The organism is Planctomycetaceae bacterium (assembly GCA_021371795.1).
GTDB lineage: Bacteria > Planctomycetota > Phycisphaerae > Sedimentisphaerales > UBA12454 > UBA12454.
The window spans coordinates 47033-65251 of sequence record JAJFVK010000003.1; the positions used below are offsets into that span (position 1 = coordinate 47033).

The window sequence follows — 18219 nt, forward strand, 5'->3', positions numbered from 1 at the left end:
AAATGGCACTGACAGGAAAACAAAAAGCAGCGATGTTGCTGATGAGTCTCGACCCGACTACGGCCGCTGAACTACTAAAAGGCGTAAGGCCTGAAACAGTTCAGGAATTAGCCGTTGAGCTGGCATTTCTCGAGGCTTCCGGTATGCGCGACAGCAAGCAAAGCGTTGAGGTTGTTTCGCAATTCTGTCAGTCGATTGCACCGGTTCAAACTTCGCCGTTTAAAAAATTTCTCGGAACTCTGCTAACAAGCTCGGTTGGCATGGAGAAAGCCAAACAGATACAGGAACAGATAGACGAACTGCTTGACAAACGCGACCCGTTTAAGACCATCCGTGCGGCAAAGTCACGTAAATTGGCCGATATTTTATCTGTCGAACATCCGCAGGCGGTCGCGATTGTTCTTTCCGAACTGCCTGCGAAGAAGAGTTCTGAAGTGCTGGCATTAATAGACGAGAAAATCAGACTTGGAGCTATAAGCGGAATGAGCGGCGCGGTACTTGTAAACGCCGAGGCCAAAAAAAGAATCGCTGAAATAATAAGTAAGAAACTTGAAACTCGTGCCGCAGCGCCGGGAGCGCCATCGGCAGCAGCAGGGACAGGTGCAGAGGAAGGCGAAGAAGAGGGAGAGGCCGAACATCCTTTAAGAAAAACAGCGATGGTCATACGAAACCTCGCCAAAGAGATTCGCGACGGCCTTATGGCGGCTCTTCAGGAAAAAGACCCCGAAGCCGCTGAAAAAGTCAACGAACTGATGGTTGTCTGGGGAGATATGATGATAATAACCGACAGGTCGATGCAGGAGGCTTTGAAAGGTGTAGAGCCGAGTAAATTAGCGATTGCGTTAAGTAAAGCTGAAGAACAGCACATCAAAAAGATTAAAGCTAATATTTCCGAACGTGCTGCGGCGTCAATCGATGAAGAGGCTTCTCTTATGACACCTCCCAAGAAAGAGGAAATCATCAAAGCAAGAGAGGAACTCGTGGACGTGTGGCGGGATATGAACAAAAAAGGCACGCTGAATTTTATAGAAGAGGCAGAATAACACGATGGCGACTGTATTGCTAAAACTTGCCAGGCCTGTCAAATCCATAAGGGTTTGCGATGCTTCAGCCGCTGCGCTTAACGCCGAACAGATTACACTGATGGAAGATTTAAAAAAGCAGAAAATTCTTTATCAGCAGGCTTGCCGGACGGTTCAGGCAATATCCGATAATTTCAAAGAAAATTACGAAACAATATTCGCTCAAAGAAATGAAGAAATCGCCAGGCTGTCGGTAGAAATCGCGCGTAAGGTTTTGATGCAGGCAGTGAAAGACGGCGATTATGAAATCGAAAACGTAATAAAGGAAATACTTCAAAACGCGCCGTCGCAGCACGAGTTGGTTGTGCATCTGAATCCGAAAGATTTGGCCGCTATTCAGCAAATCGGGACAGAAGCGTTCGCCGATGTTGCGTTTGTGCCGGACAATAATATAGGACAGGCAGAATGTGTTCTCGAAAGTCCCAAGGGAATTATTAAATCCTTAATCGACGAACATCTCGAACAGATTGAAAGGGCGCTTACAAGAGCAGGTTAATTATGACAGTCGGGAAAATTAATAAAACACTGAATATTAAAAACAATGCTTCGGCAGAGTTTGGAAGCGATTTAATCGATTTCGATAAATTTCGCTCGGCTCTTCGCGGCGTTAATCTGCTGAACTGTCAGGGCTGTGTGATTCGCGTTTCCGGCCTTACGGTGGAGTCCAGCGGCCCGAAAGTCGGTATCGGCGAGCTTTGCGGAATCAATCTTCGCGATGGCAAAAGTGTTCTTGCAGAAGTTGTCGGCTTTCACAATGACCGTCTTGTTCTGCTGCCGCTTGAGCATATTGAAGGTATTTCGCCGGGTGATACGGTAACAAGCCGAACGTCGCCGCGGTTTATTACGCTGGGTGAAAATATTCTCGGGCGTGTATTAAATGGTTTGGGCGAACCAATCGACGGCAAAGGCCCGCTGGACGGCGAGGATAAACAGGCTTTGGACGCAAGCAGTCCGCCGGCGTTGAGCAGAAAAAAAATTACGCAGCCTCTTTCGCTTGGTATTCGTTCCATTGATGGAATGCTGACAATCGGCAGAGGGCAGCGTGTTGGTATTTTTGCCGGCAGCGGCGTAGGCAAAAGCGTACTGCTGGGCGATATCGCAAATTCGAGCGACGCAGATGTGAACGTTGTTGCACTGATTGGCGAACGCGGCCGTGAGGTTCGCGAATTTCTCGAAGAAAATTTAGGCCCGGAAGGTCTGGCACGCAGCGTTGTTATAATCGCAGCGTCCGATTCGCCGCCTATTCAAAGAGTTAAGGCCGCGTTTGTCGCTGTTACTATCGCGGAATATTTCAGAGACAAAGGCCGAAACGTGTTGTTTATGATGGATTCGTTTACACGTTTTGCGCAGGCGCAGCGAGAGATAGGGCTTGCAGCGGGTGAGCCGCCTGCCGCAAAAGGGTATTGCCCGAGCGTTTTTGCGTTGATGCCGAGAATTGTTGAGCGGTTAGGCAACTCTGATATCGGAAGCATTACGGGTATTCTTACTGTTCTTGTTGAGAACGATGATTTGTCCGACCCGGTCGCAGACAGCGCACGAAGTTTGCTCGACGGCCATATCGTATTGTCGCGCAAACTGGCCGACAGAAGTCATTTCCCTGCTGTTGATATATTAGGAAGCGTAAGCAGACTTATGTCAACCGTTGCAAGTAAAGAACACAAAATCGCGGCTCAAAAGATGAGGGAAATATATGCTACTTATATTGACGCCGAAGATTTAATCAATATCGGCGCGTTTTCAGCGGGCAGCAACCGCAGGATTGACGGAGCAATCGCGCTGATAGACAAGCTGAAAGGTTTTCTTGTTCAGGGCGTTCGGGAGCGAACTGGTTTTGACGATACGGTCGGCCAACTTGTTTCCATCGCGGGAGTTTGGGACGAGATGCTGAATGTAAATGTTGCAGGAAAGAAATAGTACCCTTAAGGGTAAAAAACTTTCGCTAAAGTTGTGTATCTCGCTGTTCGTGAAGCGTGAAGTGAAATACGAGATACGTTTTACGAGATGCGATTTTTTTCCGCGGATTATCGGGAGTGTTAAATTAGGTCTGGTTGATATATGAAACGTTTTGTCTGGCGAATGCAGCGGGTACTTGACATAAAAATTAAGGAAGAACAGGTTAAAAGAGCCGAACTGTTTGAAATAACCCAAAAGCTGACGCAGGCTCAAAGCGAGCTGGTTATGCAGAAAACGATATTGGCAGATACGATAAACGATTTGTCGAAGGAATCGCCGAAGAAGCGGTTAGACAAACAGGAATTGTTCCTGAAATTCGCGGCTGTCAACGATGAGCTTATCAAAAAGCTCGGAAAACAGGTGGCCGAGATTGAAAAGCAGCAAAAAGAAAAAATCAGTGAAGTTATGAGAATAAAGCAGTTCAGAAAAAGCCTTGAACGGCTTCGTGAAGAAACGAAAATGCAGTTTATAAAAGAACAGGAAAAAGTTGAACAGAAAGACGCTGATGAGCTTACGACCATCAGATACTCCCGCAAGATTATGGAAGCGGATAAATGGCAGAATAAGGAGATGAGTCTGTGAATAAAAAGCTGTTAATAATAATAGCAGTGGCAGGATTAATAAGTTTCGGCGGAACATTTTTTCTCGGGTTAAAGACGAAAAAAGCTTCGCCTGTTGTCCAGACCGCATCGCATCCGGCAGCGGACGCTAATGTCGAGACGATGAAACTTGAAGATCCGTCCGTTCGTATTCCAGGGGTCACGGAGACTGCCGGCGATAAGAATGTATCAATCGCGGAAAAGCAGCTTAAAGATCTCATTTATGAAGTCCGTGAAAAAATCAGCGAATACGATACCAAATTAAAGGAACTTGAATTACGCGAAAAGAATCTGCAGGCGGCCAGGGATACGCTTAAAAGTGATGTCAATGAACTCGATAATCTTAGAATCGAACTTACTTCGACTTTGTCGAGCATAAAGACCGAGCAGGACAAACTGGAAAAAACAATGGTTCAGATAACTCTTACCGAAGAGACTAATCTGAAATCTATTGCCGCGACTTACGACAAGATGGACGCGGCGCAGGCAGGTAAGATTTTGTCGAGTATGAACCAATCCAATAGGGGCAGCAGTGCCGACGATGCTATTAAGATACTATATTATATGTCGGAACGTACCAAAGCGAAAGTTTTGGCAGCGATAGCGGAATCAGAGCCTGCGATTTCCGCCAATTTCTGCCAGCGATTAAAAAAGATAAGTGTAAAGGATCAGTAAAATGGATATTGCAACAATATGCGGAATTATTTTTGGTTTTGTTACTGTTATCGGCACAATTCTATTTGAAGGAAATCTGGCTATATTCTTTAATATTCCTGCGCTGGCTATCGTAGGCGGCGGCTGTACCTGCGCAACGATGATTCATTTTTCGCTGCCGCAGCTTTTGGGTATTTTTTCCATCATTAAAAAAACATTTGTTACGAAACTGCCCTCACAGGCAATGATAATACAAAAGATGGTGGACTTTGCGACTATTAACAGACGTGACGGAACGCTGGCACTGGAGCAGGAAATACGAAAATTGAACGATCCGTTTTTCGCTCGCGGCCTGCAAATGCTTGTGGACGGCCAGAACGCCGAGGCCATTCACGAAATTATGTCTATGGAAGTTCAGTATCAGCAGGAACGCCACGCGATGGGCAAAAAAATCCTTGAGTTTATGGGCGCTTCGTGTCCGTCGTTTGCGATGGTTGGTACGCTGATTGGTTTGATATCGATGTTGAGCAAAATGGAAAGCCCTGAAGAGGTAGGACGCGGTATGGCGGTTGCTTTGGTTTGCACGTTTTATGGTGCTTTTACAGCTAATATGCTGTGTCTTCCGCTGGCCGGAAAATTAGGACAGTATTCCAAAGCCGAGACAATTATCAAGGAAATGATTATCGAAGGCGTCTGTGCGATAGCCAAGGGCGAAAACCCGACGGCAGTTCGTGAAAAAATACACGTGTTTGTTTCCGCCGGCCGGCGTGAAAACTTAAAGGTTAAATCCTAATGGCCGGGCACGAGAAAAAACAAGAGGAAGAAGAGAGTGGCGAGAGCGCGCCGCTATGGATGGTTACATTCTCCGATATGGCGTCGCTTTTGATGGCTTTCTTTGTGATGCTTACTACGTTTGCTTCTTTCGGGCCGGAAGAGACAATGGTAATTCAGGGGGTAGGCCGGGCCGCTCTGCTTCCGAATTATGGTGCACTCCAGCGATTACCTAAAACTGCAGTAGTAAAAGTTTCAAAATCCAACTCGCAGGCTCAAAGCGGCAGTGAAAAGCCTACTCTCGAAAAGCAGCCCGGCGGTGGATTCAAACACAGAGATTCGCAGGATTTCAGAAATCGTAAGGTATTTCTCATCGCCTCCAGATTAGTTTTTATTGCCAACGGCTCTACTTTATCTCCGCAAGGCAGGGAATTTTTGAATACTTTGGCAATGTTTGTGCAGGAAGTGCCGAACAGAATTATCATTAGCGAAAGCGGCACTGAAAATAGAAATACTGCTTACGGCGTAAAAAGATCTATGGCGGCACTGAAATTTTTAGTTGGGAAAGGCGTATCGGAGGACAATTGCAATATTGCCGCTGTGGGTATATCTCCGCCTGAAAATTTTCAAAAAGAAAGAATGCTCGAAATTGTTCTGCTTGATGAGGGCGTTGCCAAATGAAAGGCAAAGGACCACCTCCGGAAGAAAAAGGCGAACAGGCGCCGCTGTGGATTATTTCATTTGCGGATATGATTTCGCTGCTGATGGCGTTCTTTGTTATGCTTTTGACGATGTCGCATAGCGCTCGTCAGGGTAAAATATGCGAAGAAGGTTCCGGCGTTTTTGAAAAAACGATGGAGGGGTTCCGTACGTCGATATCAAGTTATGGAGTGCCAAACTGGTTCGGCTCTGAACAGGAAAATATGGATTTCGGCGCTGAAAAAAGCCATTATAACGTCAAAGGGCCTGAACCGAAAGTGGATACAACGAGGATAATCGATTACCGTGAAGAGAAAATCCGGCAGATGTATCAGAAACTTACCGAAAACGCCAAGACGATGAAATCTCAAATCCAGGGCTCAAGGCCGGAGTTCACTGTTTTGCCGATAACATTCAGCGAAGGACAAACTGTTTTGAATAGTACTTCACAACAGATTTTGAACGGATTTATTAATAATCTGTCCGGTGCATCGGCCAGTATAAAGACAATATACGTAGTCGGTCTTGCGCCGGAGGAATCAGACGAAACCAAGCAGTGGATAATTTCGACAATGCGGGCGCAGGAGGTGTCGGATTACATAAAAACCAAAGTGGTGTCCCGCTTTTCTGTTTATTCGTGGGGCGCCGGTTCCGGCGGAGCGTGGGTTACACGTGAAGGTGTAATTTCAAAAGATTCGCAGATATCAATCGCAATTTTGAAAGAGCACGAGTAATAATACCAATCGGGATGCCGCGTCAAGTTTTTCGACATCCTATTCAAATTACACCTCATTTTTTAATGAAAAGGGCGGTTTTTTGCCTAAAAATGCTGTTTCTACCATTCGGCACGTGATTTGCTCTGTGCATGGTATGAAGTCTTCTAAAAAAATGGTCATATTGTCGCTGACGCTGATTCTAATGTTATGCGCGACAAAAATGGTTTCCTCCGCGGAAAAACGTACGGTCTGCGCTGATGCCGACAGCAATTCACTCTTGAATTTGCTGACAGATGACAGCGGTGTTAAGAACGAAAGTGTTAAGCCCGCTCTGACCGTTGGTTCAAACAGTGATGTCGGCATCAAAGGCCTGTTCTACAAAATGATTTTCATGGTTCTGCTGATGGTCTTTCTCGGCGCAGCGGTGCTTTATATCTCCAAAAAACTGCTGCCGAAAATTAATCTGCCCGGCAAAAAAATACAAATGACAGAAACCGTTCATCTTGGACAACGCAAGTCGCTGCACCTGGTAAAAATCGGCAGCAAGACGCTTCTTATCGGCAGTACAAATGAAAATATCACCAACCTCGCCGATGTTTCAGAGCAGATGATGGAACTTGAGGAATAAATGACGATGAAAGCTGTTCAAAAAATTATTTTGCTTTTCATTGTTCTTTCGGCCGGCTCTTTCGCATTTGCAGAGGATGCCGCTGCTCCAACAAATGCGCTGCCGAGTCTTAACGATTTGGTCTCGGTCATCGATAAATCCACCCAGCAAAATCCAGAAGAGCAAAACGGCAAAGACTGGTCAACACCTGTAAAACTTGCAATCATTTTCAGCGGACTGGCGATTCTGCCGAGTCTTTTGGTGATGATGACGTCTTTTACGCGAATTGTTATCGTGCTGTCGTTCGTCCGCAAGGCGCTGGGCACGCAGACAATTCCGCCTACCATCGCAATCATCGGTCTTGCGCTGTTTCTTACGCTTTATACGATGACGCCGACATTTACAAAAATTAATCAGACAAGCATTCAGCCGTACCTTGCCGAGCAGATTGATTTCGGAGTCGCCTGCACAAAAGCCGCCGATGGCATAAAAGAGTTTATGCTTCGTCAGTGCCGGCCGACCGATTTAGCTCTGTTTGTGCAGATGTCGAAAATAGCGCCGCCAAAAGACCCGATGCAGATTGGTCTGCACGTGGTGATTCCCGCGTTCATCATCAGCGAGTTTCGCATATCTTTCGAAATCGGCTGCCTTTTGTTTATTCCGTTTCTTGTGATAGACCTCGTTATTTCGAGCGTCTTGTTGAGTGCGGGTATGATGATGCTTCCGCCGGTGATGATTTCTATGCCGTTTAAGCTGATATTGTTCATTCTCGTTGACGGCTGGGGATTGCTGGCGAAAAGTCTTGGTTTGGGATTCAATTAAAATAAATCAGGTACGAATATATGGATAGCAGTTTTGTAATTTATCTTGGCAGGCATACGCTTGAGATTTCATTGCTTGTGGCTGCGCCGATTTTGCTGACGTGTATTGTGGTAGGCGTTGTTGTTACGCTGTTTCAGGCCGTTACATCGATACGCGATATGTCATTGACGGTTGCGCCGAAACTTGTGGCCGTCGGTTTCGTAACGCTGATGTGCGGAAGCTGGATGCTCGATTTGCTTCTGAAGTTCACAATGGAAATTTTCGGCTATATACAAAATATCGCGCGGTAGCAAATGGAGCTGATGATAACAAAACTGCTCGGATTTATGCTGGTGCTCACACGGGTATCGGCTTTTTTTGTAGTAGCTCCGATTTTCAGCGCAGAAATAGTTCCCGCCAGAATCCGAATATGTATTGTTGTGCTAATATCGATTTTCTTTGCCTCGGTTTCTCCGCCTCCGATGGATTTCGGCGGAGTTACCGAACTCCAGGCGATTCTGCTTTTGATTAACGAATCGATTTATGGTTTTGCGCTGGGACTGATAAGCGTTTTGATATATTCAGCGGTAAAAGTCGCCGGCCAGCACATCGAACGCGAGATGGGGCTGACGATGGGCGAAATTTTCGACCCGATAAGCGGCGAAAGCGGCGAATCGCTCGGTCTTGTTATCGATATGCTGTTTATATTGATGTTCCTGAACGCCAACGGCCATCACATGCTTCTTATGATAATTTCCAAAAGCTATCAGGCGTTTCCTGTCGGGACTTTCGTATCTATTCCCGACCTGGTCGAGGGTGTCGTCAAGGCGGGTTCGGTAATGTTGACGGCAAGTCTGCGGCTGGCGGCTCCGATGCTTGCGGCGTTTTTACTGCTGCTGATAGTTCTTGCGGTCTTTTCACGTTTGATGCCTGATATGGATATTTTATTTATCAGTATGCCGCTGCGCGTAGGGCTCGGCCTGTTGATGCTCGGCACATTTTTGCCTTTTATAAATCAATTCGTAAGCGAGTTTGCCGACTGGATGGGCAAACTTTTGCCATTGTAGTTATGTAAAAATTTTAAAGGTGTAACTTGGCGGACAGTTCAGCATCTGACAAAACAGAGAAACCGACGTACCGAAAGCTCCAAAAAGCACATGAGCAGGGACAGGTTGCGCAGAGTGAGGAACTGCCGAATGTCGTCGCGATTTTAGCTCTTGTTATGGTACTGTTCGTATTTGCGCCGGATATGCTGCGGTGGTTTGTTCAGCAGATGAAAATAGGAATGTCTGCTCAAAATAATATTTTCACAGACAGCGAAACATTTATAAAATTCTTCAAAGCGGAAATTACAAGTGCAATAACAATTTTGATGCCTGTTTTCGCGGCTCTGGTTGTCGGGGGAATACTTTCCTGCCTGGTCGTGAGCGGAATACATTTTTCGTCAAAAGCTTTGGTTCCAAAGTTCGACCAGATAAATCCCGTAAACGGATTCAAACGCCTGTTCAATCTCAAAGCACTTGTTAAACTTGCCATCTCAATCGCAAAACTGATATTCATTTCAGTTATAGTGTGGAAATATCTTCAGGGCAAAATAGAATCGCTGGCCTTGATTCGATGGGCATGGACAGGTGGAATCATCGTGGCAATCAGCAATTTAATATTGGGAATGCTGACACGTATTTGCATCGCGATACTGATTATAGCGCTGGCCGATGTCGCTTTCCAGAAATGGAAATACATCAGAGACCTGATGATGACCAAGCAGGAACTCAAGCAGGAAAGAAAAGATATGGAAGGCTCGCCGGAAATAAAATCGCGCGTCCGCAGAATCCAGATGGAAATGGCCAAAAAGCGTATGCTCAAAGATGTTGCAACGGCCAATGTCGTACTTGTCAACCCGACTCACGTAGCTGTGGCATTAAAGTACAACCCTAAAACGATGGATGCGCCGATTATGGTCGCCAAAGGCGCAGACCTTATGGCAGAGAAAATCAGGGAAATCGCCAGAGCTTATGGTGTGCCGATTATCAGAAGGCCGGAAATTGCAAGAGCGATTTATTATGGTGTGAAAAAGCCCGGCGATACGATACCGCAGAAATTATATGCCGCCGTTGCGGAAATACTGGCGATGATTTACAGACTCCGTCGCAGAGGTGCTTAAAGATTCCTATTACTAAGAACTGCCGTATAAGGAAGTAAGCGAGCTTACTGACGCGGTTTGCTGTGATAACAAAGCCAATGTTTTTTCGAGACGCGCGAATTTATCGACGAGTCTTGCCTTATACGCAGTTAGTCTGTCATTTTCCTGTTCAATCTTGGTTTCGATGGCCGTTATTTTGTCATCTAATATATCTCCGCTGATGTCGAGCCTGCCATCGGTTTCGAGTATTCCTTCGATGTATTCGTCGAGTTTGCTCATAATACCCTGTTTTACGGAAATGGATGAGGTATAAGTACCTTCCGACTGCGTTAAGTCAACCGTGAACTGAAGCGAGTTTTCCGGGCTTATCGGGTTGCCATCGTCATCGAATGTCGTAATGCCTGATACGAGATTGCCGCTCCATGTGGCGTGCCGCCATTCTGTTTCGGTGGAGAGTTTTATTCTTACATCAGTTATTTCGTGGCTGCCGTTTAAGTCAACCGCTATGTCATAGTTGCCGGCAGTGGTGTATTTTTCGCTTGCGTTGTAAAATTCGATAACGCCGGTGTCGTTGTTGCTGATTTTATTGGCGCCGAGTAAATTCAAGACACCTGTAAAATCTTCGCCTATAGCAGTGTTGAATACGGAAGCGTCAAATTCCATCTGGCCTTCGCCGTCAAATGTTATTCCGATATCTTCTGCTGTGGTGAAACTGTCAAATGATTCGAGAAAACCAGTCGCTAATCCCATAAACGGATTTCTGCTTTGAGTTTTAATGTATGACACAGCCATATCGCTGCTTAAAACGCCCATTGCCTTTGTATCTGCGTCGTATTCTGTTTGGTTATCCAGCTCCTCCATCAGAGCGTTATAAGCGGTAACTACGGACTGCACTTTTGATGATACTGATGAAGTGTTTCTGCTGACAGTGATTTTCACAGGCTTATTTTCTTCGGTAACATCCTTGAGGCTTATAGTTATGCCTGACAGTGCATCGGTAATGTTGTTTGTGCTTCTTTCGATATAGCCGTTATTGCCTTTGGTGCTCTCCGTGAAAAGTGCGGAAGTGCTGCCGGAAAATGTAAGAAGGCTTGAGTCAATCGAAAGCATATTTGTGTCGCCAGCCGAAGCTTCGAACGTGAAAGTAGTATATCCGGCAGTGCCGCCGGTAAGATCGTCGCCGCCAACGGTAATACCTGTTATCCCTTTGGCTGTTAAAGCTGCCTGAATTTGTTCAGTTGTTGCATCGTAAGCGATAGGGTCAGTAATTACACCATTGTATGTAAGACGGAAAGAGCCTCCGGTTGCTGTTGAGCCGAGAGTCAGTCTCTGTATTTCAGCGGATGAAGTAGTAGGGTAGCCGTCAACTTTTATTCTTGAACTCTGTGATGACTGTGTCTTTGTGAAAGTTCCAAGGTTGAGTACATTAGGCGTTCCGCCGCCTTCTGTCGAAACTGCCATTGTCGGCAGCGTAAATGCTGTATCTCCTGTGCCGGGGTTGTATGACATACTTACTTCCATCGAGCTTGCGCCGGAAATATTGTCTGCCAGAACAATTTTTCCATTTTCGAATCTGGCAGTTGCCACGCCGTCATACATCTCGTTTATCGCATCAATGAGCTGACCTACGGTAGTCAGGGAATTTACGGTTAATTCCTTGTCTGCAAGAGTAGTGCCGAAATGGTTTTTACCACTGATAGTAATTTTTTCGCCTTCCAGCAGTCCGCCGTTTTCGGTGAACTGTGCAAGTTCAGAAATTTTGGTCGTAAGGCCTGCGTCTTTCCCATCTTTAGTTAAGCTTGTTGCGGCTTTCCATGTTTCGGTGTATGTGGTGTCAACAGATATTTGATAGTCTTCGCCGGCATCCTGACCGCTTAGCATTAAACGATATGTTCCGCCGTGATTAAGAAGGCTTGCGGTTACGCCGGGATTGCCAGTGTCGTTGTTAATCAGATTGACCAAATCTTCAAGTGTTGTTTCACCTGCTACTGTAGTTATGCTTCTGGTCTGGTGATTGTATGTATAAATAAATGTTCCATCGCCTACATAGTCAGTTGTATATTTGTAAGATGAATTGTCCTGTATCCACGTTTCGGTCGTCGCAAGCTGACTTACTTCTACAGAGTGAGAGCCTTGGGTGGCGCTTGAAGAAGCGGAGGCTGTAAGTATATCAGTATCGCTGGAGCTGGAATTATAAGTATTTAAAGTACTTGTATCTGATAACTGGCCGGTTGCGGATTTTAGAGCAGAAACCAGACTTCGTACACTTTCCAGCGCAGTCTTTTGCGTTTCATAGCTGGTCTGTTTGGTCTGGTATCTTGCAAGCCTTTGACTTTCGACATTAACCAACTGTGTAATGAGACTGCTTGTATCAATACCTGATAATACGCCTGGCAATGTAATCGTTGACATAGTTTTGCCCTTTATTCTTTGCTGTTAGCTATCCTGTATCCAAAAAATCTTCTTATTTCGACTCTGGATTGCTACCTTAATTATCGAACGCTTCGGCACTAAACTTAAATATAGATTTAATCTAACCATTTTTGCGATATACACTTAGAGTTTTTCGGACGTTATCAACAGCTTTCTGCTGATTTAGCAGGCAGGCTTTTTCGCCAGCCAGAATCAAGTCTAATTTTTTATATAGGTCAAGCACGTATTTGTGCTGTTTTTCAAAATCAGGATTTGGAGGTAATTTATTTTTCAGTAGTTTTTGTATCTTGATTTCGGTCTGTTCGGTGAGTTTTTCGACTGTTTTAAAATCGCTTTTCATCGCTGCCTGGATTTGTTTTTCAAGCAGGCACCCAAGCTCGTACAGCGGAGATGTTTTTTCATCAGCGTTCATCGTGCGGATATTAGATTACGGTCAACCTCTTCGAGGAGATTGACGGCGTCCTGGTTTTTGGAATCGAGCTGCAGGATATTGAGAAGTATTTTTTTCGATTGCTCGAAATTTCCTTCTCTGACATAAAGGGCCGCCAGCGCGAACATAACCGAACAATCATTCGGATGCATATCGAGATAAAGTTCAAGATAATGAATTACTTTCGCGAACGAGCCCATCTGGCAGGATGTCTGAAACAAACCCAGCAGGGCGGTGAGATTATCCGAATTCAGCTCAAGGCATTTGAGATACATTTCAAATGCTCTTTCGTAATTGCTCTTTTTTTGCGCCGTCATAGCAAGGCCGCAGTATGCGCGGCCGCATTGCGGGTCCAGTCGGCAGGCAACTCGAAACGCAATTTCGGCGTTATCCAATAAATCTTTTTGATAATCGATTATTCCAAGTCCGATATAAGGCGCCGCTTCGTCTGGATTCAGTGCAGTCGCTTTTTCATAACATTTTTGTGCAAGGTCGTAATCGCCGATGGAGGTATAATAGTCGCCGGTTTTTTGCATTTCCGCGTAGTTTGTGCTCTCCTGTTCGATCATTTCTTTGTTTTTATTATCCATGGCGTTCCCTGATGTCTGTGTCGTTCTAATTTTCTGCCATTTTTCTACTGATAATTTCAAGCATTGGGTGCAGCACTGGCTGATTTGGCGAAATCTCAAGCGACTTGTTGAGCAATTGATGCGCATCTGAAATTTCGCCGGCGTTTATAAACATTTCAGCGGTTCTGTTGAGTATTTCAGCGTTTAAAATACCGAGTTTTTCCATAGTATCGAAAAGCGCAGCGGCTTGTTTTGCGTTGCTTTCAGAAAGGTATGCCTCTGAAAGATTCCAGATAATTTCCGCCGAGTCAGGCTGTAATTCATTTGCTTTTAGAAAATGTTCAATTGCTTCATCAGAGCGGTTCAGACAATACAGTATTGCGCCGGTATCGTTTATAATTTCCGCGTTGTCCGGCGACTCGGCCAGATATTTTTGGATGCACTCGAGCGCTTCCTGATGTTTTCCCGCCTCGGCCAAATCCAGCGCCTTCTGATATTTTTTCGAAGCGACCGGCTCGTTATTTTTTTTCAGCGGCAATTTTGTATTTTTCGTTTTTACAGTCATTATTATTCCTTTAAAGGCACTAATCGCAAAATGCGTGCCAATTAGAAATTTAGCGGTTTTTAAAAAATTATGTAAAAAAACTGAACAATTTTAAGAGTTAATCAATGAAATCCAGCAGCGACATAGACATCAATTTGCCTGTCGCCGAAAGAGTCATCTGGTAAAGCGTTTCGCGTCTGGCAAGGTCGATTGCGACTTGAGCTATATCGGCCTGTTCAATCGCTGTCGATTCATCTTCGGTATTGTACTGCATATTTTCAAGTGAATCGCGCAGGTTATCGACAAATCCGATTTTCGAGCCTATTGAAGTTTCCTGACTAAGCAGAAGGTTGCTTACTTCGTCAAGTGAATCTGCCAGCTCACTTCGGCATTGCTGAAGCTGTGTAGTTGAAAGGTTTTTTTCGTTCAGCAGCAAATCCCGTACATTTATCAAAATGTTGAAGATGTCATAAGTACCAGAGACGCTGACCATTTCATAGCCGGTATTGCTAAGATTGGTTGCATTTACGTATAAAACATTTCCATCAGCGTCCTTAACCGGCACATTACTTAAATCTCCTGTATAACTTCCCAGATCAACAGTAGTACCGCCAAGCGATAAATTGTAATCTCCATCGCCGTCTTGCGTAACATTAAGCCAGACGTTGCCTCTTATGCTGGAAGTTCCACTGCCGCCGGTAACGCCGGTATCGCCGGTAAATGTCGGCGTTGTACGCTCATCAGAACGAAACATATCATCGCCGACGTAATAAGCGCTGGATTCTACGCCCTGAGCGACGGCGACATCTCTTTGTTGATCGCTTCCCTGATATGTTACTTTTGTAATCATATCATCAGTTCGTTCGACAGTATATGGCGCGGTGCTTGTATTACTGCCGCCATAGATATAATTACCGCTGTGTTTTGTGTTGGCCAGAGAAACCATCTGCTCAAGCGCGTCATCGACCTGCCCGGCGAGTCTTTTGCGTCCGCTTTCATCGTAAGTACCGCTGATAATCTGACTAAGACTTACTTTTACGTTGGCCAGTTCCGTTGTCATACTGCCGATAATGGTTGAGGACATTTCCAGAACGCCGCTTACATCGTCGATGGCGGCAATATAATTTTTAAGCTGCGTAGTTTGAGTGTTTAATCCCATAACTTTGTATGCTGACGACGGGTCGTCAGATGCGCGGTTTATGCGTGAACCGGTGGAGTATTGTTCCTGCAGTGCTGTCAATGCTTTTGAATGCAGATATAAAGCGTAAACGCTGCTGTTATAAATGCTGTTTAAAATACCGCTCATAATTTTTTCCTGAAATTAAATTATTTCCATTATGGCCTTGAGTGTTTCGTTAACTGTCATCATATATTTAGCGATGGACTGAAACATCTGCTGAAAGACCAGTAATTGCGCCGATTCCTCATTGATATCGACGCCGCTTATTTCAGCCTGCTGGTTGGTAAGGTTTACAAGCATCGACTCGACATTTTCTTTTTGAACTTCGACGATAGACAAATCCTGTCCGATTTCAGTTACTAATTGACGATAAAATTCGCCGCAGTTCAAATTGCCAAGTTCGCTTATCGAGCCTTCCTGCAAATTCAGCATCCGTGCGATATTGTCATTATCGTTCATATTTGCGCCGATGGCTGTCGCTGTCCTTCCGGGGTCGTCGATTATGTCCTGACATATTGCGATATCCAGTGCGCTGCTGCCGGAAAAGAAAGTGTTAAGACCAACGGCCGAGAGCAGTCCTGAAGTATCAGAACTGTTAAAAACATCTATGTTGAACGAATCGCCGTTCACAAGGTCTGCGATGTCGGCACCGGTAGTCGGTGAATTCATTGTTATATAAAGTCCCGTATTTCCAATCTGTATTTTATCGCCCGGAGAGTATCCTGTACCGATGTTCAAAGTGGCTATTTCGTCTCCGCTGCTGTTTGTTACATAAAGTTTCAAACTACTGTCGTTGCCGACATAACCTGCACCCTGTACTGTAAAAGTCAGCGTATCGTTCGAATCGCCGGTATAACTTCCTGAAATGGCAATTTCCGGGTCGGTTGTTCCGTTGAAATTGGTATCTGCTGCCAGCGGTTCAGAAAATGGTGCCGGTAGAAAATCAAATTCGTAGCCGGCATCTGCAGTTATAGATAATTGATTTGATGAATTAACCGACGCGATTACGTGGCTGACGTTTGCGTTGATATAATCTACTATATCGGTTAGCGAATCGGATGAAGTTCCCTGCATCACTGGAATTTCTGTGCGTGTAATTGAGCCGTTAGTTGTGTTTGTAACTCTCATGTAAACATAACCGCTTGTTACATCGGCGAAATCCTCAAGATTTCCGCTTGTGTTTGCCCAGCCGATAAGATTATCGAACGAACCGGATACGCCGACACCCTGCACATGACAACTGTTTACTTCTTTTATAATTGTAGATGCCAGTAAATCTAATTTTTCCTGTACGCTTGAAACAGTGTCGTTTGAAAGAGACATCAATCCGCCGAGTTCTCCGCCCTCGAAATCAGAAGAATACATGGCGCCGCCCTGGATTGTAATTCCCAGATCCCCAGTGTCAGTAAGCCCTAAATCCAGTTCGCTTGTTGTGGATCCGACGACAAGCGGTATTCCGCCGACAATGACATCGACCACGCCATGTGCTCTGTTAATGGTCTCTACGCCGATTAAGCCGGATAAGTCAGATATGAGTTTATCTCGCTGGTCGCACATCGCGTTTGCGTTTCCATCGACCAGTTCGATACCTTCAATTTTATCGTTGAGTTCGGCTACCTGGCCTGCGAGGGTATTAATATTATCTACGATGTTTTCGCTTTCGAGCCGGATTTGCGACTGCAGGTCTGTTAAGTACTTCCCAAGAGTTGCAAACTGACTGACCATCGCGTTGGCCTCACTTACGAATTGGTTCAGCCAAACCTGTTCGTTGGGGTGAAGAGTTAAATCCTGCAGTGAGCTGAAAAAACTATCGATTGCCGAGCCAAGTCCGCCTTCGTCGGTTGTGAATTCGCCGAACGCGTTTTCGATACTTTGGAGCGTGTTCTGTTGCTGTGCCAGATCACCTTCGACAGACTGCTGTCTGTATATTTCCTGCTCAAGCAGGGTATCGATGGAACGTCTTACATCCTGTACTGTTACACCGCCGCCGATGATGACAGAGCCCTGACTTGAAAAATAAGCCGGCGAAAGGTCTACAACCTGCTTATGATAGCCCTCTGAAGCGGCGTTGGCGATATTGTTGCCGATTACGTTTAATGATTTTTGAATAGCGTTTAATCCGCTAAGACCTATACTAAAATCAGCCATTTCAATATCCGTTTTAAATTAAAGTTCCATATTCATAATAGCCGAGCTGCTCTGCCGTTCGGACAACCCCTGCGGATTGTATGTTATTGTTTTCGCCCGACCTGTTTCAAGAATACATTTCAAAAGCATACTGTTGAATCGTGCGCAGTCAGACAGGAGTTTCGCTGTGCTTGTGTGTTCTTTTCGCAGCATCGCGGTCAATAATTTCAATTTGAATTTTTTTTCTCTTACCTGCCGTCTCATATCGCCGGTCAACACGCTCTCAATCGCGGACAAATTTACTTTCGCAGGTTCGCTGCCGATTGCATGCGCCAGTTCTTCACGCAGGCGTGTTCGCTGCAATTCGTTGTCTTTGAAGCGGTTCGGCTGCAAGTGAAGGCTCTCAAGCATTTGCTCTAGCGATTTATCGTCGCGTTTAATGACGAACCCCCGCAAATCGTTCAGCATATTCATATTCTGCTGAATGTTTTCGATGTCGGTATCGAGAATTGTCAGCAATTGTCTGACTTTATCTTCAAATTCAAGTGTTGATGTTTTCATATTTTTTTGTCTAAAAGTGTATTCGAATTATTTTGTTCGTTTCCGGTCTGCAGGGATTTATAAATATCCTTCCACAGTCCGATTCCGCCGTTTTCGCCCAATCCTTTTGCCAGAAACATATAGAACAGGCCTTCGGTCTGCTGTGCGGCTCCGTCTTTTTCTTCGCCCCATTCGCCGATGGTATTTTTCATCTCGCCCAGCAGCTTATCGATGAATATCGATTCGAAATCCATCGCGAATTTTTTCTTCGCGGCATCTTCGTTTCCGCTGTATGTGTTTATCTTGTCCGGCGATGTCGGCAATGCCGGCGACGAAACGGACGAATCGATTGTTAAGCCTGTATCCATTAA

21 protein-coding genes are annotated in these 18219 nt (G+C 45.3%); 13 read left to right on the forward strand and 8 right to left on the reverse strand.

Annotation, left to right across the window (positions count from 1 at the left end):
• Positions 1 to 2: 2 nt before the first annotated feature.
• The 13 genes from LLF92_01220 (at position 3) to flhB (ending at position 10046) form a co-directional block, all read left to right on the forward strand.
• On the forward strand, positions 3 to 1043 hold the full coding sequence (locus LLF92_01220) for a hypothetical protein (GenBank protein ID MCE5339733.1): 1041 nt from the start codon (positions 3 to 5) through the stop codon (positions 1041 to 1043).
• A gap of 4 nt (positions 1044 to 1047) precedes the next feature.
• Positions 1048 to 1578: a hypothetical protein gene (locus tag LLF92_01225; GenBank protein ID MCE5339734.1), complete on the forward strand. Its 531-nt coding sequence runs from the start codon at positions 1048 to 1050 to the stop codon at positions 1576 to 1578.
• A gap of 2 nt (positions 1579 to 1580) precedes the next feature.
• On the forward strand, positions 1581 to 2996 hold the full coding sequence (locus LLF92_01230) for a FliI/YscN family ATPase (protein ID MCE5339735.1): 1416 nt from the start codon (positions 1581 to 1583) through the stop codon (positions 2994 to 2996).
• 141 nt (positions 2997 to 3137) lie between these two features.
• The gene (locus tag LLF92_01235; protein MCE5339736.1) at positions 3138 to 3617 is read left to right on the forward strand and encodes a flagellar FliJ family protein; all 480 of its coding nucleotides are present in this window, start codon (positions 3138 to 3140) and stop codon (positions 3615 to 3617) included.
• A complete protein-coding gene (locus LLF92_01240) occupies positions 3614 to 4309 on the forward strand; it encodes a hypothetical protein (GenBank protein ID MCE5339737.1) in 696 nt (231 codons plus the stop codon). Before LLF92_01235 ends, LLF92_01240 begins: the two co-directional genes overlap by 4 nt.
• 1 nt (position 4310) lies before the next feature.
• The gene (locus LLF92_01245) at positions 4311 to 5081 is read left to right on the forward strand and encodes a MotA/TolQ/ExbB proton channel family protein (protein MCE5339738.1); all 771 of its coding nucleotides are present in this window, start codon (positions 4311 to 4313) and stop codon (positions 5079 to 5081) included.
• Positions 5081 to 5740 (forward strand): hypothetical protein, encoded by a 660-nt coding sequence (locus tag LLF92_01250; GenBank protein MCE5339739.1) that lies wholly within the window; start codon positions 5081 to 5083, stop codon positions 5738 to 5740. The genes LLF92_01245 and LLF92_01250 overlap by 1 nt, the downstream gene beginning before the upstream one ends.
• Positions 5737 to 6492 (forward strand): OmpA family protein, encoded by a 756-nt coding sequence (locus LLF92_01255; protein ID MCE5339740.1) that lies wholly within the window; start codon positions 5737 to 5739, stop codon positions 6490 to 6492. Before LLF92_01250 ends, LLF92_01255 begins: the two co-directional genes overlap by 4 nt.
• Before the next feature lie 136 nt (positions 6493 to 6628).
• Positions 6629 to 7102, forward strand: a complete 474-nt coding sequence (locus tag LLF92_01260) for a flagellar biosynthetic protein FliO (GenBank protein ID MCE5339741.1) — start codon at positions 6629 to 6631, stop codon at positions 7100 to 7102.
• Positions 7103 to 7903: a flagellar type III secretion system pore protein FliP gene (gene fliP / locus LLF92_01265; protein ID MCE5339742.1), complete on the forward strand. Its 801-nt coding sequence runs from the start codon at positions 7103 to 7105 to the stop codon at positions 7901 to 7903.
• A 20-nt stretch (positions 7904 to 7923) separates the two neighbouring features.
• Entirely contained in the window at positions 7924 to 8193 is a 270-nt protein-coding gene (locus LLF92_01270) for a flagellar biosynthetic protein FliQ (GenBank protein MCE5339743.1), read from the forward strand.
• A gap of 12 nt (positions 8194 to 8205) precedes the next feature.
• Positions 8206 to 8949, forward strand: a complete 744-nt coding sequence (gene fliR, locus LLF92_01275) for a flagellar biosynthetic protein FliR (protein ID MCE5339744.1) — start codon at positions 8206 to 8208, stop codon at positions 8947 to 8949.
• Between the two features lie 26 nt (positions 8950 to 8975).
• Positions 8976 to 10046: a flagellar biosynthesis protein FlhB gene (gene flhB, locus LLF92_01280; protein ID MCE5339745.1), complete on the forward strand. Its 1071-nt coding sequence runs from the start codon at positions 8976 to 8978 to the stop codon at positions 10044 to 10046.
• A 12-nt stretch (positions 10047 to 10058) separates the two neighbouring features.
• Here flhB and fliD read toward each other — a convergent pair whose 3' ends face one another.
• The 8 genes from fliD to LLF92_01320 all read right to left on the reverse strand — a co-directional run bounded on the left by fliD (position 10059) and on the right by LLF92_01320 (position 18216).
• Positions 10059 to 12437, reverse strand: a complete 2379-nt coding sequence (fliD, locus tag LLF92_01285) for a flagellar filament capping protein FliD (GenBank protein MCE5339746.1) — start codon at positions 12435 to 12437, stop codon at positions 10059 to 10061.
• A gap of 121 nt (positions 12438 to 12558) precedes the next feature.
• Complete coding sequence (locus tag LLF92_01290) at positions 12559 to 12870, reverse strand: hypothetical protein (protein ID MCE5339747.1); 312 nt, start codon at positions 12868 to 12870, stop codon at positions 12559 to 12561.
• Positions 12867 to 13478, reverse strand: coding sequence for a tetratricopeptide repeat protein (locus tag LLF92_01295; protein MCE5339748.1), 612 nt, complete (start codon positions 13476 to 13478; stop codon positions 12867 to 12869). Before LLF92_01295 ends, LLF92_01290 begins: the two co-directional genes overlap by 4 nt.
• A 25-nt stretch (positions 13479 to 13503) precedes the next feature.
• Entirely contained in the window at positions 13504 to 14022 is a 519-nt protein-coding gene (locus LLF92_01300) for a tetratricopeptide repeat protein (protein ID MCE5339749.1), read from the reverse strand.
• Between the two features lie 97 nt (positions 14023 to 14119).
• Positions 14120 to 15307: a flagellar hook-associated protein FlgL gene (flgL, locus tag LLF92_01305; GenBank protein ID MCE5339750.1), complete on the reverse strand. Its 1188-nt coding sequence runs from the start codon at positions 15305 to 15307 to the stop codon at positions 14120 to 14122.
• Between the two features lie 15 nt (positions 15308 to 15322).
• On the reverse strand, positions 15323 to 17329 hold the full coding sequence (gene flgK / locus LLF92_01310; GenBank protein ID MCE5339751.1) for a flagellar hook-associated protein FlgK: 2007 nt from the start codon (positions 17327 to 17329) through the stop codon (positions 15323 to 15325).
• A gap of 18 nt (positions 17330 to 17347) precedes the next feature.
• Positions 17348 to 17869, reverse strand: a complete 522-nt coding sequence (locus LLF92_01315) for a hypothetical protein (protein ID MCE5339752.1) — start codon at positions 17867 to 17869, stop codon at positions 17348 to 17350.
• Positions 17866 to 18216: a hypothetical protein gene (locus LLF92_01320; protein MCE5339753.1), complete on the reverse strand. Its 351-nt coding sequence runs from the start codon at positions 18214 to 18216 to the stop codon at positions 17866 to 17868. The genes LLF92_01315 and LLF92_01320 overlap by 4 nt, the downstream gene beginning before the upstream one ends.
• Between the last annotated feature and the right edge of the window lie 3 nt (positions 18217 to 18219).